General features: G+C 70.1%; 19 protein-coding genes, 1 tRNA gene and 1 pseudogene. 11 read left to right on the plus strand and 10 right to left on the minus strand.

The window, feature by feature from the left end:
• Positions 1-286 (minus strand): annotated as a pseudogene (locus tag ACZ7H1_RS35295) (DEAD/DEAH box helicase); the annotation flags it as partial.
• Between the two features lie 310 nt (positions 287-596).
• Positions 597-800 (minus strand): cold-shock protein, encoded by a 204-nt coding sequence (locus ACZ7H1_RS35300; protein ID WP_030647895.1) that lies wholly within the window; start codon positions 798-800, stop codon positions 597-599.
• Positions 801-1633: 833 nt separating this feature from the next.
• Between ACZ7H1_RS35300 and ACZ7H1_RS35305 the strand changes: the two genes are divergently transcribed.
• Positions 1634-1804 (plus strand): hypothetical protein, encoded by a 171-nt coding sequence (locus tag ACZ7H1_RS35305; RefSeq protein WP_470792381.1) that lies wholly within the window; start codon positions 1634-1636, stop codon positions 1802-1804.
• Positions 1805-1924: 120 nt separating this feature from the next.
• On the opposite strand, the gene pdxR is transcribed toward ACZ7H1_RS35305, so the two are convergent.
• Positions 1925-3331, minus strand: coding sequence for a MocR-like pyridoxine biosynthesis transcription factor PdxR (gene pdxR, locus ACZ7H1_RS35310; protein ID WP_470792383.1), 1407 nt, complete (start codon positions 3329-3331; stop codon positions 1925-1927).
• A gap of 55 nt (positions 3332-3386) precedes the next feature.
• On the opposite strand from pdxR, the gene ACZ7H1_RS35315 reads away from it, so the two are divergent.
• The 4 genes from ACZ7H1_RS35315 (at position 3387) to ACZ7H1_RS35330 (ending at position 7511) form a co-directional block, all read left to right on the plus strand.
• A complete protein-coding gene (locus ACZ7H1_RS35315) occupies positions 3387-4565 on the plus strand; it encodes an MFS transporter (protein WP_470792427.1) in 1179 nt (392 codons plus the stop codon).
• Positions 4562-5449, plus strand: a complete 888-nt coding sequence (locus tag ACZ7H1_RS35320; RefSeq protein WP_470792384.1) for a ketopantoate reductase family protein — start codon at positions 4562-4564, stop codon at positions 5447-5449. Before ACZ7H1_RS35315 ends, ACZ7H1_RS35320 begins: the two co-directional genes overlap by 4 nt.
• A gap of 545 nt (positions 5450-5994) precedes the next feature.
• Complete coding sequence (locus tag ACZ7H1_RS35325; RefSeq protein WP_470792385.1) at positions 5995-6735, plus strand: helix-turn-helix domain-containing protein; 741 nt, start codon at positions 5995-5997, stop codon at positions 6733-6735.
• A gap of 2 nt (positions 6736-6737) precedes the next feature.
• On the plus strand, positions 6738-7511 hold the full coding sequence (locus ACZ7H1_RS35330) for a hypothetical protein (RefSeq protein ID WP_470792387.1): 774 nt from the start codon (positions 6738-6740) through the stop codon (positions 7509-7511).
• Between the two features lie 353 nt (positions 7512-7864).
• Here ACZ7H1_RS35330 and ACZ7H1_RS35335 read toward each other — a convergent pair whose 3' ends face one another.
• Genes ACZ7H1_RS35335 through ACZ7H1_RS35345 form a run of 3 tightly spaced genes read right to left on the minus strand, consistent with a single transcriptional unit; the run spans position 7865 to position 11917 of the window.
• Complete coding sequence (locus ACZ7H1_RS35335; RefSeq protein ID WP_470792388.1) at positions 7865-8578, minus strand: hypothetical protein; 714 nt, start codon at positions 8576-8578, stop codon at positions 7865-7867.
• Positions 8579-8631: 53 nt separating this feature from the next.
• Complete coding sequence (locus ACZ7H1_RS35340) at positions 8632-10263, minus strand: protein kinase domain-containing protein (protein WP_470792390.1); 1632 nt, start codon at positions 10261-10263, stop codon at positions 8632-8634.
• A gap of 43 nt (positions 10264-10306) precedes the next feature.
• Positions 10307-11917 (minus strand): alpha/beta hydrolase, encoded by a 1611-nt coding sequence (locus tag ACZ7H1_RS35345; RefSeq protein ID WP_470792392.1) that lies wholly within the window; start codon positions 11915-11917, stop codon positions 10307-10309.
• A gap of 273 nt (positions 11918-12190) precedes the next feature.
• Here ACZ7H1_RS35345 and ACZ7H1_RS35350 point away from each other — a divergent pair, with 273 nt between their 5' ends.
• Complete coding sequence (locus tag ACZ7H1_RS35350) at positions 12191-12868, plus strand: response regulator transcription factor (protein ID WP_470792393.1); 678 nt, start codon at positions 12191-12193, stop codon at positions 12866-12868.
• Complete coding sequence (locus ACZ7H1_RS35355) at positions 12865-14130, plus strand: sensor histidine kinase (RefSeq protein ID WP_470792395.1); 1266 nt, start codon at positions 12865-12867, stop codon at positions 14128-14130. Before ACZ7H1_RS35350 ends, ACZ7H1_RS35355 begins: the two co-directional genes overlap by 4 nt.
• Before the next feature lie 93 nt (positions 14131-14223).
• Here ACZ7H1_RS35355 and ACZ7H1_RS35360 read toward each other — a convergent pair.
• Positions 14224-14294 (minus strand) — tRNA-Gly (locus tag ACZ7H1_RS35360).
• Positions 14295-14474: 180 nt separating this feature from the next.
• Between ACZ7H1_RS35360 and ACZ7H1_RS35365 the strand changes: the two genes are divergently transcribed.
• The 3 genes from ACZ7H1_RS35365 to ACZ7H1_RS35375 all read left to right on the plus strand — a co-directional run bounded on the left by ACZ7H1_RS35365 (position 14475) and on the right by ACZ7H1_RS35375 (position 15832).
• Complete coding sequence (locus tag ACZ7H1_RS35365) at positions 14475-14684, plus strand: hypothetical protein (protein WP_470792396.1); 210 nt, start codon at positions 14475-14477, stop codon at positions 14682-14684.
• Between the two features lie 66 nt (positions 14685-14750).
• Entirely contained in the window at positions 14751-15338 is a 588-nt protein-coding gene (dcd, locus tag ACZ7H1_RS35370; RefSeq protein ID WP_470792397.1) for a dCTP deaminase, read from the plus strand.
• Complete coding sequence (locus tag ACZ7H1_RS35375) at positions 15335-15832, plus strand: phosphoribosyltransferase (protein ID WP_470792398.1); 498 nt, start codon at positions 15335-15337, stop codon at positions 15830-15832. Before dcd ends, ACZ7H1_RS35375 begins: the two co-directional genes overlap by 4 nt.
• 68 nt (positions 15833-15900) lie before the next feature.
• Here ACZ7H1_RS35375 and ACZ7H1_RS35380 read toward each other — a convergent pair whose 3' ends face one another.
• On the minus strand, positions 15901-16863 hold the full coding sequence (locus tag ACZ7H1_RS35380; protein WP_470792400.1) for a Yip1 family protein: 963 nt from the start codon (positions 16861-16863) through the stop codon (positions 15901-15903).
• 276 nt (positions 16864-17139) lie between these two features.
• Between ACZ7H1_RS35380 and ACZ7H1_RS35385 the strand changes: the two genes are divergently transcribed.
• Positions 17140-18210, plus strand: coding sequence for a hypothetical protein (locus ACZ7H1_RS35385; protein WP_470792402.1), 1071 nt, complete (start codon positions 17140-17142; stop codon positions 18208-18210).
• Positions 18211-18286: 76 nt separating this feature from the next.
• On the opposite strand, the gene ACZ7H1_RS35390 is transcribed toward ACZ7H1_RS35385, so the two are convergent.
• Together ACZ7H1_RS35390 and ACZ7H1_RS35395 are read right to left on the minus strand one after the other, a co-directional pair.
• Positions 18287-20548, minus strand: coding sequence for a heterodisulfide reductase-related iron-sulfur binding cluster (locus tag ACZ7H1_RS35390; protein ID WP_470792403.1), 2262 nt, complete (start codon positions 20546-20548; stop codon positions 18287-18289).
• Positions 20549-20667: 119 nt separating this feature from the next.
• On the minus strand, positions 20668-21303 hold the full coding sequence (locus ACZ7H1_RS35395) for a sugar transferase (protein WP_470792404.1): 636 nt from the start codon (positions 21301-21303) through the stop codon (positions 20668-20670).
• Positions 21304-21471 lie beyond the last annotated feature (168 nt).

Below are 21471 nucleotides of genomic sequence, written 5' to 3' on the forward strand. Positions count from 1 at the left end.
CGCCCTCGGCGGCCAGCGCGGCGAGCAGCTGCTCGGGCAGGTCGAGATCGGCGAAGGCCTCGACGGCGGGCAGCGCGGGAGTGATCGTCTTCGGCGGGGCGAACTCGCCCTGGATCGCGGCGGGCCGGCGGCCGTAGCCGCCGGAGCGGCTCGGACCTCCGGAACGGCTCGGGGCCGACGAGCCGAAGCGGCTGCCCCGCTCCGAGCCGGCGGCAGCGCCGAAAGCGGGGCCGCCGGTGCGGCCGCGGGTGCGAGAGGAACGGTCGTTCGTACGTGTGCGGTTCATTCAGAACCTTCCTTGATGCGGCACATATCAAGGAATTCCCGCAGCGGAAACGCAGTGCGGGGAATCACAAGAACGGGCCGAATGGAATGCGAAAGCGGCTCTGGCCTACAGGAATTCTGTACGGGCGCATGCGCTGAGATGGGGTGACGTCATGCGGACGCGAAACCAAGAAAAATCGAGGGGGTGAAGCGCCGGGCAGGCTGTAACCCTGAGTGCTTCGTCACGCAGGTGACACCACTGCGGGAAATGCGTGCAGCTGGGGCCCGCACCCCGAGGGATGCGGGCCCCAGCTACGAAATGCGCGTCAGCGTCAGGCGGGAACGATGTTCTCGGCCGTCGGGCCCTTCTGGCCCTGCGCGATGTCGAAGGTGACCTTCTGGCCTTCCAGCAGCTCGCGGAAGCCCTGTGCGGCGATGTTCGAGAAGTGGGCGAAGACGTCGTCGCCGCCACCGTCCTGCTCGATGAAGCCGAAACCCTTAGCCGCGTTGAACCACTTCACGGTGCCAGATGCCATGTCATATCTCCTTTGGGGCAGTACACCGGCATCCGCACCGTACGGACACCGTGTCGCCGCGATGATGCCCCGCCGGAAAATGACCCGGAAATATGAAGCACTCGAATGTGGCGCGGAGGCCGACTGGAGTGCCTGAAGTTTTTGGGTACCAAAACTGCAACCGAGATCGACAGTAGCACGCCGCGGCGGCTTGTGTGCGTTAAATATCTCCATCGTGTGCGGTGCGGAAAAACCCTCCCTGCGGGGTCCATTAAACTCTCTGACCGCGGGGATAGATATTGATTCCCCCCGAGTGCAGCGTTTCGTGAGCAAGGGCGTCCACCGGCTGCGCACTCGCTACACGTCTGTTCCGCAGCGTCTGATCGTCACTGCGGTCGTTCGCGAAGCCGCTCTCGCAGGTGGAGGAGAACCTCGGTGTCGGCGACGTTGACCAAGGCTGCCAGCAGGATCCGGATACGAGCGTCATCGCCATGGTGCACAGCCCGCACGATGGCCTCGACGGTGGCGGCCGCCTCAGCGGGAAGGCACGGTGGGTCGGCCGTGGCCCACACGTGAACGGCAGGACCGTCCGTGCCCGGCCGCTCTGCCGGAGTGTCCTGCTCGGGGTCACTGCCTTGATCCACCGGCACCCGTGGGAACCTCCTGGCGAGATGGTCAGCTCGGTGATCTCAGTGGCCACCCCACTGACACGGCTGGACCAAGCCGCCCCCGAGTCCCGGTGCGCCGCTTTCTTCGAGAGTTGCATCAGTGGGGACCGGTGCGTGAAGCCTGTCCCGCTGAGAGGCGTGGCACTCTCGTCGCGAGCACCGTTGGCGGGGAAGGTGGCGTAGGTGATGGCTGAGCTGAAGTTCGAAACCGTCGTGTGCCCGCACTGCGCGGCCTGCCCGGCCCCTGGGCAGGCCCGTACCATCGCCGCCGACCGGCGCCGGGTGACGGTGACGTGGCACCTCCCTTCCTGCCCGCACTACGCCGCCGATCGTGTGTTGGCGGGGAAAGAGGACTAGACAACGACGAGGTCAGTGTGTCGAGGGCGGCGGTGATCCGGGCAGCGGAGCGGGTGACTTCCTCGAGTACGTCGAGCATCCACGTACCGTAAGGCGGGGGGAACCGACACGTGACGCGGGCTATCGGCCCCTGAGCAGGCTGCTGACCGCCGTGATGCCTGCCGTGACGGCACGTTCGCCGACGTTGCCGAACCCGAGGATCAGCTGCACCGGTTCCGTCGCACGAGAGGAGCGGCAGGTGCTCATTCCGTAGAGGCCGACGGAGCGGGCGCGGGCGGCGGAGACGAGTTCCTTCTCGCCGGCCGGTCCCTCGAGGTGTGCCACCGCGTGGAAGCCCGCCGCAAGACCGGTCACCGCGACGGCAGGGGCGTGCTCGGCGAGCGCTGCCACCAGGGCGGTACGACGTGCCTCGTAGGTCGTCCGCATCCGGCGCAGGTGCCGGTCGAAGCGTCCTGACTCGATCAGTCTCGCGAGGGCGAGCTGATCGAGCGTGGGGGACCCGCGGTCGTTCAACTGCTTGTGCTCGACGATCAGTTCGGTGAGCGCGGGCGGGCAGAGCATCCACCCGATGCGTAGCCCGGGCGCGAGGGACTTGCTGACGGTGCCGATGGATATCACGCGGTCTGCGGCGAGTCCCTGCAGCGCGCCCACCGGCTCCCGGTCGTACCGGAATTCGGCGTCGTAGTCGTCCTCGATGACGACGGCATCCCGCCTCCTGGCCCACTCGATCAGTGCGAGTCGTCTCTCGGGCGCCAGGGCGACGCCGGTGGGCCACTGGTGCGCGGGGGTCAGGACGACGGCGCGGGCGTCGGTCCTGGCGAGTGCCCGTACGTCGATCCCGCGCTCGTCGACCGGTACGGGGGTGGCCGACAGGCCCGCCGAGGCCGCGGCGGAGGAGATCGTGGCCGGTGAGCCGGGGTCCTCGTACGCCACCGTACGGATACCTGTCCTGGCCAGGGCGGACAGGGCCAGACCGAGGCCCTGCGCGTAGCCGGAGCAGATCACGATCCGTTCCGGATCTGCCGCGGCGGCGCGCACCCGCCGCAGGTATCCGGCCATGACCTCGCGCAGTGCCGCACTTCCGCGCGGGTCGCCGTAGTCGAGCGCCGCCGTCGGCATGGTGCGTGCCGCTTCGCGCGTGGCCCACAGCCAGTCGGCGAGCGGGAAGCTGCTCAGGTCGGGGACGCCGTATCTGAAGTCGGCGACCAGGGGTGACGGCGCCGGGAGCGGTGACGTGGGCGCCGACGGTACGCCCGCTCCGGCGGCGACCCGCGTGGCCGAGCCGACGCGTGTCACGAGGTAGCCCTCGGCCTGGAGCTGGGTGTAGCACTCCTGCACGAGGCCGCGCGAAACCCCGAGCATCCGGGCGAGTTCACGGGAGGACGGCAGCCGCTCGCCGATCCGCAGCCGCCCGGTCCGGATCGCGTCCCGCAGCCGCAGTTCCAGCTGGGACCGCAGCGGTTCGCCGCTGTCCCGGTCGATGACCAGCAAGAGTTCGGGTGACAGACCGGACCACTCCAGAGGCATGGAATTGGATCTTACTGGCGGTCCGCCCGGCCCCTAGCTTCGTCGTGTGACCAGGATGATCAACTCTCAAGCCGAGGGCCATGGTGTGCGGCCGGCGCTGGTGACTCGGCCCCTGCTGCTGCGCTTCGTCTCGGTTGTCGGTGCCTCGACGAGCTTCTACCTCCTGCTCTCCGTCGTTCCCCGCTACGCCGAGGCGTACGGGGGCGGTCACGCCGCGGGGCTGGCCTCGGGTGCGCTGCTGCTCGCGACGGTCGGAGGCGGGCTGGCCGCTCCCCGGTTCGTGGCCCGCTTCGGGTACCGCCCGCCGCTGGTGGCGGGGTTGGTCCTGCTCGGTGCGCCCGCGCTGGTACTGACCGTGTCCGGGAGCACGGTGTGGATCGCGGCGGTCTGTGTCGTGCGCGGTCTGGGCTTCGGGGTCACGGTCGTCGCGGGTGGTGCTCTGACGGCGTCGTTGATCCCGCCCGAGCGCCGTGGCGAAGGGCTGGCGCTGGTCGGCATCGTGTCCGGGGTTCCGTCGCTGGCCGCCCTGCCGCTGGGGGTGTGGTGGGCAGCGCACGCCGGGTACGGACCGGTGTGCTCCGCCGGTGCGGTGGCCGCGCTGGCCGCCATCGTCTCGGTGCTGGGAGTGCCGGACCGAGAGTCGGCCTCCGAGCAGTCGATCGGGGTGCTGGCCGGGTTCCGGACGGCCGCTCTGCTGCGGCCCGTCGTGGTCTTCTCGGCCACCGCGCTCGCTGCCGGAATCATCGTCACCTTCCTGCCCCTCGCCGTTCCGTCGGCTTCCACCGGAGTCGTCGCCGTGGCCCTGTTCGTCCAGTCCGCGGCAGCGACCGTGGCCCGCTGGGTCGCGGGCCGGCACGGTGACCGGCACGGACCGGCCTCACTCGTCGTACCCGGCCTCGTCGTCTCGGCCGCAGGGACGCTGCTGACCGCTCTGACCCACAGCCCGGTCGCCGTCGTGGTGGGCGTCGCCCTGTTCGGGGTCGGATTCGGAGCCACCCAGAACGCGACGCTGTCGCTGATGTACGCGCGTGTCCCCAAGTCCGGCTACGGCACCGTCAGCGCTCTGTGGAACGTCGCCTACGACGCGGGCATGGCCGTCGGGGCCGTCGGCTTCGGCATCCTCGCCGCCCGGACCGGCTACCCCTGGGCCTTCACCCTCACCGCCGCCCTGATGCTCACCGCCCTAGTCCCGGCCTGGCGCGACCGCCTGGCCACGAACAGGAGCTTCACATGACCAGCACCTCCATGACGGTGGCCATCCTCGGACCCGGCGGAGTCGGCGGCCTGCTCGGCGCGCTGTTGGCCCGCGACGGACACCGCGTCATCTGCCTCGCCGGAGAGGAGACCGCCGCTGTGCTGCGCCGTGACGGTCTGTGCGTCCGGAGCGCGCGGTACGGCGACTTCACCACTCCGGTCGAGGCCGACACTTTGCTGCGCGAACCGGTCGACGTCACGCTCGTGACCGTTAAACAGACCGCCCTGCCCGCAGCCCTCGACCGTGTTCCGCCGCAACTCCTCGGCGACGGCGTCGTCGTACCGCTGCTCAACGGGCTCGAACACGTCGCAGCGATGCGCCGACGATATCCGGCCTGCCAGGTCGTGGCCGGAACCATCAGGGTCGAGGCCACCCGCACGGCGCCCGGACGCATCGCGCACACCAGCCCCTTCGCCGCCCTCGAACTGGCCGCCCCGCTCGACGCCCTCGCATCCTGCCTACGTAACGCCGGCCTCGACGTGACCGTGCGCACCGACGAGAGCGCGATGCTCTGGGACAAGCTCTCCTTCCTCGCCCCGTTCGCCCTGCTGACCACGCGCCACCAGGCCGCTGTGGGCGTCATCCGCGACGAGCGGCGGTCGGAACTGCTCGCCGTCCTCGACGAAATCGCCGCCGTGGCTCGCGCAGCGGGCGCACCGGTGACCGCCGAGGACGTGCTCTCCTTCTTCGACCGGGCCCCCGAGACGATGAAGTCATCGATGCAGCGCGACGCGGAGAACGGTCACCCGATCGAACTCGACGCCATCGGCGGCGCTGTCCTGCGGGCCGCGGCCACTCACAGGATCGAGACACCGATGACCGCACGCCTCGTCGCAGAGCTGGCTCCCACAGCGAGCGAGTAGGCGCAGCCGCGGAAGATCCACGCGGCCTCATCGTTTGAGAGGTCCGGACAACGACGAAGCCCCAGGTCGCTGACCTGGGGCTTCGTTCAAGAGCGGATGACGGGAATCGAACCCGCGCTATAAGCTTGGGAATCTTTGGCGTGCCGGGTGTCGGCAAGGCGCCTGGCCTGCGAAAACAGCCCACCGAGCAGGCTGCCGCACGGGTCCGCCCGCACCCGTGTTGACCGCTGTTCACCGCCGTAAAGGGCACGGATAGGGCACGTGCCCGCCGGCTTGGCGGGCTGGGGTGTTTCCCCCGCTTGGTAGGCGGATTGGAAAGGGTTCGACATCGCGCGACGGGGCCCACGTCGCGTGTGCAGCCAGGGTGTCCGGCAGGTTCGGTGTCGAGGGTGTTCCGTGCCGCAGGGGAAGATAATGCGTCGTACCGCTGCGTAAGCGATTGCGCCTTGCCTCCCGGAATCGTGAGGGTTGACGCAATGGTCGGGGTGGGAGGCTGATTGCGTGTTCTCTCCTGAGTTTGTGAGGGCAGCCGCAAGGAGCTGGTCATGGAATTGCTGTCGGTGAAGCAGGCTGCGGCCCTGCTCGGGGTGGATGACTCCCGTGTTCGTCAGTTGCTGCATGACGGAAAGCTCCAAGGCCGGCGAGTTGGTGGTCGTTGGCTGGTCGCCGGGGACAGCGTCCGAGATCGCAAGGACCGGGGCCCTCGTTCCCGGAGACCTCTGTCGGTCCGCAACGCGTGGGGCGTTCTGGCGGTACTGGACGGCCATCGGCCCGTGGGTCTGTCCGACGCCGAAAGGTCCCGGGTGAAGATGCGGTTGCGGAATCTCCTTGCTCACGAGCGGTCGGCCCCGGTGCTACTCCAAGAGCTTCTTGCTGCCCGGGCGGAGCTGCGCTCGTACCGCGTTCATCCGGGCATGCTGCCGGCGTTGCTCGCCGCTCAGGAAGTGGTGAGGGGCGGAGCGAGCGCCGCAGCCCAGGTGGGGGCGGACTATGTCGCTCTCGGTCGTGCGGAGATCTACGTCCATCCCGAGAAGGTGGACAAGTTGGAAGCCGAGTTCGGGTTGGTCCGTGACGAAGAGCGGGGCAATGTCTCGCTCCGTGTTCCCCCGGCGGAGATGTGGTCGTTCCTGACTTCAAGGCCTGTAACGGCTGGGCAGGTCCATGACGCTCCGGCCTCGGTAGTGGCGGCCGACTTGCTGGACCTCCACGAGGGCCGAGCCGACGCCGCGGCAGCCGGGCTCCTTGAGGCTCTTCTGGCTCGCTACGCACAGCCTCGGAGGGTGTGATCATGGCGGCTGAGATGCCCAACGTGCGACTGGAATCGGATCTGTTCACCGATCCGCTGGTAGAGCTGTGGGGCGTGTTGTTCGACCTGTCGGAGCGCGTGCCGGATGCCTGGTCGCTGATCGGCGGGCAGATGGTGCTCCTGCATGGCCTGGAGCACGGTCGGACTCCACCGGCGGCGAGCGCCGACCTGGATGTCCTGGCTGATGTGCAGTCGGACCAGCAGAGCTTGCGCCGTTTGGTCGCGGCGCTGGAACGGCTCGGATTCTCCCCCGCCGGCATGTCGCCGCAGGGCAACCTGCTGCACCGCTACCAGCGCGGTGTGGAGCCCCAGCGGCTGGTGGTGGATCTGCTGGCGCCCGACAACCTCGGCCCTCGTGCAGATCTCACAACGACGCCGCCCGGCCGCACGCTGGAGGTGCCAGGCGGCCGGCGGGCCGCGCAGCGCACCGAGGCCGTGGTGGTTCAACTGGGGCAGCGAACGGGCCGCATTCGCCGCCCCAGTCTGCTTGGGGCGATCGTGGCAAAGGCTGCCGCAGTGAGCATCAAGACCGCTTCACCGGAGCGGCACTACCGGGATCTGGCGTTCTTGCTCTCGTTGCCCGCCAATCCGCTGCAACTTAGAGATCAACTCGACAGGGGCGACCGCAAGAAGCTCGCGTTCGCGAAAGCTCTGCACGATCCGCAGCATGCTGCTTGGCGTCGACTGGCCGACGAGGGTGCGCGAACCGACGGCCAGGCCATGTACGGGTTCCTGTCTCCGCCGACGGCGAGGTGAGGGTGACGGAAGGCCTGTGACCTGGTCGCCGCCGCTGTGGTGCGCAAGTGGTGCGGGACACCTGAATAGGTCTAGACAACGAAGAAGGCCCAGGTCGCTGACCTGGGGCTTCGTTCAAGAGCGGATGACGGGAATCGAACCCGCGCTATAAGCTTGGGAATCACCCAGCACTTGAACGTGTACGTCGTGTCTGATCTGCGGAAACGCCCATAAGGTGACCCCTTCCGGGCCCCTCGAAGCGTCCGCTAATGACCGCTGTTGACCCGTCCTACTGGCACGTTATGGCACGCCCCCAGCGGCAGTGGGAGCGTGCGGGGGCGCGTTCCAGCCTGGGTGGGATCCGTCGCAGGTGCCTAGAGCCTCATGAACTTGACGGCAAGCTCCATCGTCCCTGCGTCGTCCGCTTCACCTGCGCTGGCTCGGGATCGTCGCTCCGGCATGTGGGGCTGTTCGGTGGTCCGTCCCCCCTTCGTGGCGGGCCACCAAGTAGCGGATGACGAGCGTCGCCAAAAGGTCGCCCACGGACATGCTGGAGTCGAAGGCCGCTTTGCTGAGCTCCCGTTCCCGCAATCCGGACTGCTCCTCGGCGGCGCGGTGTGCCTGCTCGGAGAGGAACTGCGCTCCCGCAGTGCCCTGACCAGCCGCTCGCGCTGGCCGACCAGTGCCCCGACCAGGCCGGGCAGCACGCCGCACACGACCCCGGTGACGAGCACCACCATGACCGAGTACCGCAGCAGCGGCAGGGGCCCTTCGGCCGCGATGACAGCGGTCACGGCAGCCGGTACGGCCAGACACGCGGCCGGCAGAGCAAGTCTGCGCGGCAGGCTCGACCAGCGCAGACCTGCCGTATAGGCCACGATCGCCAGCGCGCCGCCGGTCAGCGGATCGACCCCCACCAGGCCCGCCACGACCACGACGGCCACCGACGGCACCCGTCGGCGGATCAGTACGGCCGACACGGCGCAACCGGCCACCGCAATACGGCCCGCCGACTCGCCGAACAGCCCGGCTCCGACGCCCCAGCTGTCGACCCAGCCGAACAGAACCCACACGGTGGCACCCGACACAGCGATCAGGGTGAGGTCGGCGATGACTCGGTACGAACGGCCCCGCACGACAGTCAGTTGCCGTTGCGGTAGTAGTCCATCGAGATCGTCACCGGACCGCTTTCGGCCACGGTGATCACTCGCACGATCGCGATGTCGTGAGTGCTCCGTGAGCGCACACAGAAGGCGTGTCCGGCCGGCAGGTCGCCGAAGGCGAGGGCCGTCGCCGGTTGCTGGTCGATGGCCGTCGAGCATTCGGCCGGGGTCGGCCGGCCGCTGGGGGTGATGGAGGCGTCGCTGTCCGACGGGCTCAGGAACCCGTCGGCGTCGTGCCCCACGGCCCACGGGGTGGACCCTGCGGGTGTGAGCGTGCCGGTGGTGATGTCGAAGTCGTAGGAGTCGTCGGGTGCGGTCAGGACCGTCTCGGTGTACACCGCGGCGTACATGGCCGTGCTCGCCGCCGCGTCGGGGCTGGTGTCGTCGGACGATTCCGTGTCTTCGAGGGTCTGGTCGGCTTTGATGACGAGAAGCACGCCGCCGACCGCGCCGCCGAGCGCCATCACCAGCGCCACCACGAGCACCGTCTTCCAGGACGCGCCCTTGCGGCGACGGCGGTGGGGCTTGGTCTGCTCGGGTGGCGCCGGAGCGGCAACGGTCGCCGGCGGTGTGGGCAGCAGGGCGGTCGACATCCGGGTCGGGGGGTGCGGGGCGCCGAAGGAGCCGGGCGGTGCCTGGGCGGGAACGGAGGTGGGGGAGACGGCCGTGGGAAGGTGCTGCCGCAGGTCGCAGCGGCGGGTGATGTCGGTGCTGACCCCCATGGGCAGCCAGTCGTCGGCGAAGCGCAACTGCCCGCCCACGGCGGGGTGGGTGCGGGCGGCCTCGATGATCTCGGAGGGAGTCGGCCGGTCCTCGGGCCGCTTCGCCAGGCAGCGCAGCAGCAGCGCGCGCAGGTCGCCCGGGACGCGGTCGAGACCGGGTCGCTCGTTCACCACGCGGTACAGCACCGCGGTTTCCGGCCCCTCACCGAACGGCGGGGTGCCGCCCGCTGCGTAGGCTGCCAGCGCGCCCAGCGCGAAGACGTCCGTCGCGGGGGTGGCCGGCCGGCCCAGGGCCTGCTCGGGCGCCATGAAGGCGGGGGAGCCGATCCGGAACCCGGTGCCGGTCAGCGCGACGGCGTCGGCCGCGCGGGCGATGCCGAAGTCGATCACGCGCGGTCCGTCGGCCGCGAGCAGCACGTTGGCGGGCTTGAGATCCCGGTGCACCACCCCGACGCCGTGGATCGCCTGCAGCGCCTCCGCGACCCCGCCCATCAGGAGCAGCACCGTGCGCACCGGCAGCGCGCCGTGTTCCCGTACCACCTGCTGCAGCGACGGGCCCGGCACGTACGCGGTGGCCAGCCAGGGCACCTCGGCGTCCGCACCGGAGTCGATCACCTGCGCGGTGTACAGCCCGTGGATCCGCCGGGCGTTGGCCACCTCGTGCGCGAACCGCCGCCGGAACTCCGGGTCCTGTGCGAACTCCGGCCGGACCGTCTTCAGGGCCACCGGCCGGCCGCCGGGTGTGTACGACAGGTAGACCCGCCCCATCCCGCCGGCCCCGAGCCGGGCGTGCAGCCGGTAGCCGCCCACTTCGCCCGGGTCGTCGGGCTGCAACGGCTGGAAGACCGCCCGCGCGAGCGAGGAGTCCGGGGTCAGATCGGTGGGCATGCGGAGGGTCTCCAGTGGTACGTACGAGCTGTGAGGTGGCTGTTCAGCAGGTCTTCCCGTCCGGGACCGGCTTGAGGTCGAGGAGGTAGGCGTCCACGGCGTCGGTGACGCAGGCGCTGCGGCCGTAGGCGGTGTGGCCCGGACCCCGGAAGGTGAGCAGCATGCCGCCGGGCAGCTGGGCGGCGAGGTTCTTCGACCACTCGTAGGGCGTGGCCGGGTCGCCGGTGGTGCCGACGACCAGGGCCGGGGGGAGGCCCTCGGCCTGGACGCGGTGCGGCTTCTGCGCTCCGGCGGGCCAGTCCTTGCAGATGAGCTCGGCGAGGACGTTGGAGGTGCCGAAGGCGCCGGCCTCGCGGTTCGCCCGGTCGAGCAGGTCCCAGTAGGGCTGCGGATCCCTGGGGTGCGGCTGGTCGAGGCAGTTGACGGCGATGAGGGCGTCGGAGGAGTTGCCCGGGGGCTGGTCGTCGGTGGCGCCGGGATCGGATCCGGAGCTGTCGGAGCTGTCGTCCTGAGCCGATATACCGGGGTCCACGATCTCGGCGAGTTTCGTCCCGTCGCCCTGCTGTGCGGCGCGAAGCGCCTCGGACAGGGGCTGCCACTGGGACTCGGGCGAGTACATCGACATGCTGACGGCGGTGTGCAGCATGGCCTGGTCGAGCCGCTCTTCGGTGCCCTTGATGCGCAGCGGGCGCTTGGAAACCCGCACGTACAGGTCGGTGATCACCGTGCGGATGCCGTCCGGGGTGGCGGCGGGGCAGGCGTCCTCCACCACGGAGGCGCATTGCCCGGCGTAGTCCTCCACCGACTTCCGGAAGCCCGCGGCCTGCTGGAGGGCGGCCTCGGACCAGTCGAGTGCGGGGTCGGCCGCGGCGTCGAGGACGAGGGCGCGGACCCGGCGCGGGAACAGCTCGCCGTAGACCGTGCCGAGGTAGGTGCCGTAGGACCAGCCGAGGTAGGTGAGCTTGTCGTCACCGAGGGCGGCGCGCAGTACGTCCATGTCGCGGGCGGCGTCCAGGGTGCCGACATGCGGCAGGATCGCGCCGCTGCGGGCCTTGCAGGCGGCGCTCTGGCGTTCGGCGTCGGTGAGCGCGGCGTGACGTTCGGCGTCGGTCTTCGGATACAGACTCGTCGACGTGTCGCCGGCACCGGATATCGGCTGGTCCTCGGCGGCGGGGTCCGAGGACCCGCAGTCGACGGCCGGCTTGCTGCCGGCCACGCCGCGCGGATCGAAGCCGACGATGTCGAAGCGGGCGCGGGCCCGCTCGCTGAAGGACGACAGCCCGCCGGATTTCAGCTGGTCGACCCCGGATTCGCCCGGGCCTCCGGGGTTGAAGACCAGCGATCCGATGCGCCCGGCGGGGTCCGCCGTGACGGCCTTGGCCAGCGGCAGGGTGAACGTCCGGCCGTCCTCGGGGTGTGCGTAGTCCATGGGGACGGTCAGCGTGGCGCACTGCAGCTCACCGCATCGCATCCAGGACAGCTTCTGCCGGTAGAAGCCCTGCAGCTCGCGCTGCCCGGCAGGATCGACGGATACGGCGCCGGCGCCGGGCGGGCGTGCGTCATCACTGGCCGGGCCGCAGCCGGCGAGTGCCGTCGCGGCGAGTGCGGCCAGGGCCAGGATCAGGCTGCCGCGCTTGAGGGCCGGGTGGTTCATGGGAGTACTCCGTCGGGACTGGTCGGCGCCGGTTCACGGCGCGCGCAGGGCACGGGCGTCCAAGCCGGTGCCGCAGAGCAGGGAGGCGGCCGCCTGCGGCCTGCCCCCCGGACGTGGAGCCGGGTGGGGGTGGGGGGTCCACGCCCGGGGGTGTCTCAAGTCGCCGCGTGTTCGATTCCGCTGTGACCTGGATGGATGGTCCCTGAGGGAACCTGAGGATTTGATGAGGACGGGCCCGGGGCCTGCCTGACGGGCGGGGCTATCCTGACCGCCGTGCGAGTACTGGTGGTCGAGGACGACGACGATCTGCGGTTCGCGGTGTCCGCGGCGCTGCGCTCCGAGGGGCTGGCCGTCGACGAGGTCGCCGATCTGCCGGCCGCCGACGAGGCACTTTTCGTCACCGAGTACGACTGCGTGGTGTTCGACCGGACCCTGCCCTCCGGAGACGCCATCGACTACGTGGACAAGCTGCGGCGCGCCGGGCGGACCGTTCCGGTGCTGTTCCTCACTGCCCGCGACACCGTCGCCGACCGGGTCGCGGGGTTCGCCGTAGGCGGCGACGACTACCTGGTCAAGCCGTTCGCCGTGCCCGAGCTGGTGGCCCGGGTGCACAACCTGTGCCGGCGGGCGGGGGCAGCCCGGCCACCGGTGCGGCACATCGCCGACCTGGAGATCGACACCGCCCGCCGGCAGGTGCACCGGGGCGGCGTGCTGCTGGTCCTGACCCGCAAGGAGTTCGCCGTGCTGGAACTCCTCGCCGCCCGGGAGGACCAGGCCGTACCGCGCGCCGAGCTGATCGAGAAGTGCTGGGACGAGATGGCCGAGCCGAGCTCCAACGTCGTCGAGGTACTGGTCTCCCAGCTCCGCCGCAAGCTCGGCGACCCACCGCTGATCCACACCGTCCGAGGAGTGGGCTACCGCCTGGCACCACTCACCACCGGCCGCGCATGACGGCCGCCGAGGCCCGCGCCCGCCGGCTGCGCCGACGGCTCACCGCTCTGTTCACCCTGACCAGCGCGGTCGGGCTGATCGCCCTCGCGGCATTCGCCATCCGCACGGACGACAACTCCTGGCGCAACCGGCTCGACGACTCACTCAACCTCCAGACCAGCCGGGCGATCCCGCTGCTGGGCACCGACGAGAACGGCAAACTCGACGTCCAGGCCTTGAAGGAAGGGATCGAGACCGAGTGCCCACTGCTCACCGTGGTGGCCACGACGGCGAACAAGCCCACCATCGTCTACCAGCCGCGCCAGGCCTGCGTAGGGCCGCAGAACGAGGACATCGAGGAGGCGGCCGCCGCAGCCGTGAAGGAGGGAGAGGCGATCGCCATCGACGTCCTGAGCGAGGAAGGCCAGGAGATCCGGCTGGTTGCCGAGCCTTACACGGCAGCCGACGGTGCGGCACCGGAGGGCGCGCTGGTCGCCGCAGCGGACATGTCCGCGGACCAGGCCGCGCACCGTCGGCTGACGCTGCTCCTGATCGGCGGCTGCGCCGGCCTGGTGGCCCTGTCCGCCGCGGCCGGACACCTGCTCTCCGGACGCGCGATCCGACCCGCGCTGACGGCACTGCGCCAGCAGGAGGAGTTCCTCGCTGATGCGGCCCATGACCTGCGTACCCCGGCCGCCTCGCTGCGCATCCTCGCGGAGACCGCACTGCGCGACGACGCCAGCCGGGACGCCGCGCTGGAAAGGACCGTGCGTCTGGCGGACCGGATGGGCGACATCATCGACGGCCTGCTCACCCGCGCCCGGATGGCAGCAGGCGTCAGCGCCCCGGACCGCCAGCCCATGCGCCTGGACCAGCTCGTCGAAGCGGTCGTCGACGACACCGAGACCGGCGGGCACCGCGTGACCGTACGCACCGAACCGGTCGTCGTGGTCGCGGATCCCGACCTCCTGCGGCGGGCGGTGGCCAACCTGCTCGGCAACGCCCTCGTCCACGGCCACGCCCCCGGCCGGCCTGCGGAGGTCGAGCTCACCGTGACCGCCGACGGCACGCTGACCGTCGACGACGCAGGGCCGGGCGTACCCCGGGAACTGGCCGACTCGCTCTTCCAGCGTTTCCGCAGCGGCTCCGCCTCCGGCTCCAGTGGCCTCGGCCTCTCCATCGCTTCCTGGGTCGCCCACGCCCACGGCGGCACCCTCGACGTCGCCACCAGTCCACGCGGCGGCGCCCGCTTCACCCTCCACCTCGCGCCACAGACGAAGTAGCGCGTCCCGAGTGGCGCGCCAATTCCAATTCCTCCGAAGGCTGTTCGGAGGAACGAAGAAGGCCCAGGTCATTGACCTGGGCCTTCGTTCAAGAGCGGATGACGGGAATCGAACCCGCGCTATAAGCTTGGGAAGCTCATGTTCTACCATTAAACTACATCCGCATGTACGGGGCAGCTAACTGTTCCGTACGCTCGGACACTGTACCCCATGATCGGCCCCCGGTGTTGTCGCCGTGGGGTCGCGCGCGTTTTCGGGGGGCGATACGGGTGTGGGGGGCGGGAGTTGAGGCGTACGGTGAGGGTGCGGAGTGCCGTGTGGAACCGGCTCCGCTTCATCCCCTAATGTGGCGATTCGTCGCTCGTTCGCTCGTTGGGGAAAGGGACTCGATGGAGCACACCGTCGTCCGTTGTGCCGAAGGGCACGTATTCAGCACCGCTTCGTTCCCGATGCAGCAGCTCGGCGCCTCCCGCATCGGACCCGGGCGCCTCCTGCGGTGTCCGCGCTGTGCGCGGCTGCGGCACGCCGTGCCCGTCGTGGCGGTCAAGCGGTAGGGCGCGGCGCTGCGCGCGGGTGCCTTCGATTGGGGGTGGCCCGCGCGCTCTGCGTATCCTCGGGACGTGCTTCTCTCAGACAAGGACATCCGCGCCGAGATCGACAGCGGACGGGTGCGCATCGACCCGTTCGAGGAATCGATGGTGCAGCCCTCCAGCATCGACGTACGTCTCGACCGGTTCTTCCGGGTGTTCGAGAACCACCGCTACGCGCACATCGACCCCGCCATCGAGCAGGCCGACCTGACCCGTCTCGTCGAGCCCGACGGGGACGAGGCCTTCATCCTCCACCCGGGTGAGTTCGTCCTCGCCTCGACGTACGAGGTCATCTCGCTGCCCGACGACATCGCCTCCAGACTGGAGGGGAAGTCCAGTCTTGGGCGGCTGGGGCTCGTGACGCATTCCACGGCCGGGTTCATCGACCCCGGTTTTTCCGGGCACGTGACCCTGGAGCTGTCGAATCTCGCGACGCTCCCGATCAAGCTGTGGCCCGGTATGAAGATCGGGCAGCTGTGCATGTTCCGGCTCAGCTCGCCCGCCGAGTTCCCGTACGGAAGCGAGCGGTACGGATCGCGTTACCAGGGCCAGCGCGGCCCGACGGCGTCGCGGTCCTTCGTGAACTTCCACCGCACCCAGGTGGGAAGGCCGGAATGACCCAGGTACGCGAATCCCTGACGTACGACGGCTTCGGGCGGGCCGTCCGCGAGCTCGCCCAGACCATCGCCGACGACGGCTACGAGCCCGACATCGTGCTCAGCATCGCCCGGGGCGGTGTCTTCGTCGCCGGCGGTCTGGCGTACGCGCTCGACTGCAAGAACATCCACCTGGTGAACGTCGAGTTCTACACCGGCGTCGGCACCACGCTGGAAATGCCGGTCATGCTGGCTCCGGTGCCCGAGGCGATCGACTTCACCGCCAAGAAGGTGCTGATCGCCGACGACGTCGCCGACACCGGCAAGACGCTCAAGCTGGTCCACGACTTCTGCCTGGGCCACGTCGCCGAGGTGCGCTCCGCCGTCATCTACGAGAAGCCGCACTCGCTCGTGAAGTGCGAGTACGTGTGGAAGCGCACGGACGACTGGATCGAGTTCCCCTGGAGCGTCGAGCCGCCCGTGGTGAAGCGGGCCGGCCAGGTCCTCGACGCCTGAGGCGGACCGAACGACCGAGGGCCCCGGCGCGTGCGCGCCGGGGCCCTCGTCGTGTCCGTGCGTACGGGCTACAGCGTGCCCAGCTTGATGATCGACAGCAGCGCGACCAGCTGGATGGCCGAGGCGCCCAGGGCCTTGGGCCAGGGGAGGTCGTGGGTCTTGCTCATCAGCGACGTGAAGAGCGCGCCGGCCGCCAGCCAGGTGAGCCAGCCCAGGACCTGCACGAGGCCGTTCTCGCCGCCCAGGAAGACCGCGAAGAGCAGGCGCGGGGCGTCCGTGATCGACATGACGAGCATGGAGAGGCCGACCGTGGGCTGCCAGGACCCGTCGCCGCCCAGCTGGCGGGCGAGCGTGTGCGTCACGGCGCCCAGGATCAGCCCGCAGATCACGAAGGCCACGCCCGCCGAGAGGACGATCGGCACGGCCTTCGAAAGGGTCGAGTTGATCGCGTCGTCGCGTGCCTCGTCGAAGCCGAAGACGGCGAGCAGGCCGTAGAGGAACGTCACCGCGAGCGCCGTCCCCCATACGGGGTAGTCGCGCATCTGCAGGAACGTGGGGCCCGGGCGCAGCACGATGCCGCTCAGGAGCTGCTTCCAGGGCAGCCGGGGGCCCGCGGGCGGGGTGCCGGCCCCACCGGCCCGGTAGGTCTGCCCGTCGCCGTACCCGTACTGCTGCTCGTCGCTCACCGAGAAGGCCTGGGTGTGGCCCGCACTGTTGGCGTACGCGTCACCCGGCCCGGCGGCGTGGTGCGGCGGCTGCCCGCCGTACTGCGGGTGCTGCGGGTGGTGCCCCTGCGGGTGCTGCTGCGGGTGTCCGTACGGGTCGGCGAAGTACTCCGGTTCGCCGTGCCCGCTGCCGCTGCCGCCGCCGGTCGCCGCCTGCTGGGGCCACTGCTGCTGCGGCGGCGGGCCCTGCGGAGGGTACGGCTGCTGACCGTACGGCGGCACCTGCTGCTGACCGTACGGCTGCTGCCGCGGGGGTTGTTGGGGAGTGCGGTTGTCCCGGCCGCGTCCGATCCTGAATCCAGCCACGTGATCGAACGTACCTGGTCGGAGGCGGGCCGGTGGGCGGGCAGCCGGAACACGCGGGGTTTGCGGCTGACCTGTGACATCCCCTAGGGGATCCCCGGGGGGCCTGCACCAGACCGATTTAGGGGCTTTTGGTGCGTTTACTCGGTTGCATCAGAGTCTGCGGCCGGTCGTTACATTACCTACGGCTTACCCACATATGCCCCCCGTAGCTTCGTTCGTGTCGCCACCCGAACCACCCCGAACGAACACAGACCCACGAAGTCACGAGGAACAGCCATGCGCGTCACCCGCCGTACCGTCCGCACCGCCGCCGTCTCCGCCGGGGCCTTCGCCGTCCTGGCCCTCCCGGCGGGCGCCGCCTTCGCCGCCTCGCCCGAGGCCCCCGAGCCGCAGGTGCTGCCCGGCATCGAGCAGCCGGCCCAGCCGGACGGCGGCAAGCAGGACGAGGTGACGAAGGACGAGGTGACGAAGGACGAGGTGACGAAGGACGAGGCGAAGCAGGACGAGGTCAAGAAGGACGACAGCGCCAAGGACCAGGGCGCGCTGCGCTCCTTCGTGACCACCGTCCGGCTCGCCGACGGCTCGGTGGCGAAGGTGTACTCCTTCGGCAAGGGCCACTTCGAGGCCGAGATCTTCGCGGGCGGCGCCAAGCTCGACACCCTGGTCAGCAAGGACGGCACGCCCGCCTACGGGCAGAACAACGGCCTCCACATCGTCCTCCAGCCCAACGGCACCGTGACCTCCTGGATCGAGGGCGCCCCGAAGAAGGACGAGGCGAAGAAGCCGCAGCCGAAGAAGGACGAGACCCGCAAGGACGAGACCCGCAGGCAGCAGGCGTCCTCCGCCCGGATCACCCTCCCCGACGGCCGCATCGCGAAGCTCTTCAAGGGCGGGGCGGCCGGTCCGCGCGTCGAGATCTCCATGCCGAACGGCAACTTCCTCGGCGGGATCGACCTGAAGAAGCCGAGCACGCTCAACGACGGCTGGACGTACAAGATCGTCATGGACGGCAAGCTCGCGAAGTTCGTCGTCATCGACGGCAGGAACGGCGGCAACAGCTGGGTCTACGGCTTCGACGGCCGCCTGATCGAGAAGTACACGGTCCAGACGGACCGCAGGGGCAAGAAGACCCCCCACCACGACCGCCAGGACCACCACGACCGCAAGGTGACCGGCACCGTCACCGACCAGCGGGTCCTGCCCAAGGGCGGCGTCCGCGCCGGCGCCGAGGGTGCCGAGACCTCCTCCGAAGGCCCGGTGATGCTCGCCGCGGGCGGCGGCATGGCCGCTGCCGGCGCCGCCGGCCTCGGCTTCGCCCTGCTGCGCCGCCGCGACACCCGGGCCTGACCCCCACGAACGACGGACGGCCGGTCCTTGCCACGGGGGGCAGGACCGGCCGTCCGTCTTGCAGGCGGGAGCCGTACTAGGCGGCGGGCTCCGGCTCCGGAGCGGCGGCCTCTTCGGGCTCCGGCGGCGCCGGGGTCTTGACCGACTCCAGCAGCAGCTGGGCCACGTCCACGACCTGCACGGACTCCTTCGCCTGGCCGTCGTTCTTCTTGCCGTTGACCGAGTCGGTCAGCATGACGAGGCAGAACGGGCAGGCGGTGGAGACGATGTCCGGGTTCAGGGACAGGGCCTCGTCGACGCGCTCGTTGTTGATGCGCTTGCCGATCCGCTCCTCCATCCACATCCGCGCGCCACCGGCGCCGCAGCAGAAGCCGCGTTCCTTGTGGCGGTGCATCTCCTGCTGGCGCAGGCCCGGCACCTTGTCCATGATCTCGCGCGGCGGCGTGTACACCTTGTTGTGACGGCCCAGGTAGCAGGGGTCGTGGTAGGTGACCAGGCCGTCGACCGGGGTCACCGGGATCAGCCGGCCCTCGTCGATCAGGTGCTGGAGCAGCTGGGTGTGGTGGATGACCTCGTACTCGCCGCCCAGCTGCGGGTACTCGTTCGCGATGGTGTTGAAGCAGTGCGGGCAGGTCGAGACGATCCGCTTCGCCGACTTCGGCTTCTTGGTCGACTCGTCCTCGTCGTCCTCGCCGAACGCCATGTTCAGCATCGCGACGTTCTCCTGGGCCAGCTGCTGGAACAGCGGCTCGTTGCCCAGGCGGCGCGGCGAGTCACCGGTGCACTTCTCGTCGCCGCCCATGATCGCGAACTTGACGCCCGCGATGTGCAGCAGCTCCGCGAAGGCCTTGGTGGTCTTCTTGGCCCGGTCCTCCAGGGCGCCGGCGCAGCCGACCCAGTAGAGGTAGTCGTACTCCGACAGGTCCTCGACGTCCTTGCCGACGATCGGGACCTCGAAGTCGACCTCCTTGGTCCACTCGACGCGCTGCTTCTTGGCAAGACCCCAGGGGTTGCCCTTCTTCTCCAGGTTCTTGAGCATCGTGCCCGCCTCGGACGGGAACGCGGACTCGATCATCACCTGGTAGCGGCGCATGTCGACGATGTGGTCGATGTGCTCGATGTCGACCGGGCACTGCTCCACGCACGCACCGCAGGTGGTGCAGGACCACAGCACGTCCGGGTCGATGACGCCGTTTTCCTCGAGGGTGCCGATCAGCGGGCGCTCGGCCTCCGCGAGGGCGGCGGCGGGCACGTCGGCCAGCTGCTCCTCGGTGGCCTTCTCCTCGCCCTCCATGGTCTTGCCGCCCCCGGCCAGCAGGTACGGGGCCTTGGCGTGCGCGTGGTCGCGCAGCGACATGATCAGGAGCTTGGGGGAGAGGGGCTTGCCGGTGTTCCAGGCGGGGCACTGCGACTGGCAGCGGCCGCACTCGGTGCACGTGGAGAAGTCGAGGATGCCCTTCCAGGAGAACTGCTCGACCTGGGAGACGCCGAAGACGTCGTCGTCGCCCGGCTCCTCGAAGTCGATCTCCTTGCCGCCGCTGGTCATCGGCTGCAGGGCGCCGAGAGCCGTCGCGCCGTCGGCGTTCCGCTTGAACCAGATGTTCGGGAAGCCGAGGAAGCGGTGCCAGGCGACACCCATGTTGGTGTTGAGGGAGACCGTGATCATCCAGATCAGCGAGGTGCCGATCTTGATCATCGCGGTGAAGTAGATGGCGTTCTGCAGGGCGCCGAGGGAGAGTCCCTCGAAGGCGAGCACCAGCGGGTACGAGACGAAGTACGCGGGCTCGTACGAGTCGACGTGGTGGATCGCGCCCTCGAGGCCGCGCAGCGCGAGGATCGCCAGACCGATGGTGAGGATGACGTACTCGACGAAGTACGCCTGCCAGGCCTTGGAGCCCGCGAAGCGCGACTTGCGGCCGGCCCGCGACGGCAGCGACATCAGCCGGATCGCCATCAGGACGAGGATGCCGACGACGGTCATCAGGCCGATGAACTCGATGTAGAGCTCGAAGGGCAGGAAGCCGCCGACGACCGGCAGCACCCAGTCGGCCTGGAAGAGCTGTCCGTAGGCCTGCGCCAGCGTGGGCGGAAGCGTCAGGAAGCCGATCGCGACGAACCAGTGGGCGAAGCCGACGATGCCCCAGCGGTTCATCCGGCTGTGGCCGAGGAACTCCCTGACCAGGGTGAGCGTTCGCTCCTTGGGGCGGTCCGTGCGGCTGCCGGCCGGGACGGGCTGGCCGAGCTTCACGAACCGGTAGATCTGCGCCACGGCTCGGGCGAGCAGCGCGACGCCGACCACGGTCAGGACCAGCGACACGATGATCGCGGCGAGTTGCATTGGGGGCTCCTCGGGCGGGCCTGCGAGGCGGATTACTAAGCAGTAACTTATTCAGTCAAGCCTGAGGTTACCCACTTATCCCGCCGCACTGTAGCCGCGCACGCGGTGATCTGTGTCGCTCAGGTCACCCTATGCGGCGCGGCCGCGGGCACGGCCCTGGCCAGGGGCGGCGCCGGGTCGGGGACCGGGGCCGGCGCCGGGTCGGGGACGGGCGTCGGCGTGGGGACCGGGGCCGGGTCCGCAGGCGGGTCCGCCGGGGCGGTCGTACGGCCGGGTCCGCGCAGGGCCGCCCGCGGGGTCTGGGCCAGGATCGCGAGGTCCATGGCGAGCCAGTGGTGCTCGACGTAGTGCAGGTCGAGCAGGGCCATTTCCTCCCAGGGCAGGTCGGAGCGCGCGCTGACCTGCCAGAGGCCGGTCATCCCGGGGCGTACGAGCAGCCGCTCGCGGGGTTCGGCCGCCGGACTGGGTCGCGGCCCGACCAGCGACATCTCGCCGCGGACGACGTTGAGCAGCTGCGGCAGGCCCTGGAGGCGCCGGCGGCGCAGCCAGTCGCCGGCCGGGCAGCCGTCCGTACGGAACAGCCAGCGGCGGAAGGGTCGCCCGCCGAGCCCCGCCGCCGGTTCCCGTACGACCGGTGCGCCGCGGCCCGTGACGGCCAGCAGGGCCGTCACTGCCAGGAGGGGTACGGCGCCCAGTGCCAACAGGGCCAGGGCGCCGGCCAGGTCCAGGGCCCGCTTCGCGGAGAGCTCGCGCATGCCGGAACAGTGCCGTGTGCGGGGAGGCGGGCCCGGCTGCCGCGCGGGCGGAGTCCCCCGCACGGCCCGCGCCCGCCGGAGGACGGCTCAAGGGCGAGCGTAAGGGGGGCATAAGAATTGAGTGCCCTCCACTCAGGTCTGTTGACGGGTGCGCGGAGGTTTGGCATC

Source organism: Streptomyces sp. NPDC037401, from assembly GCF_055602345.1.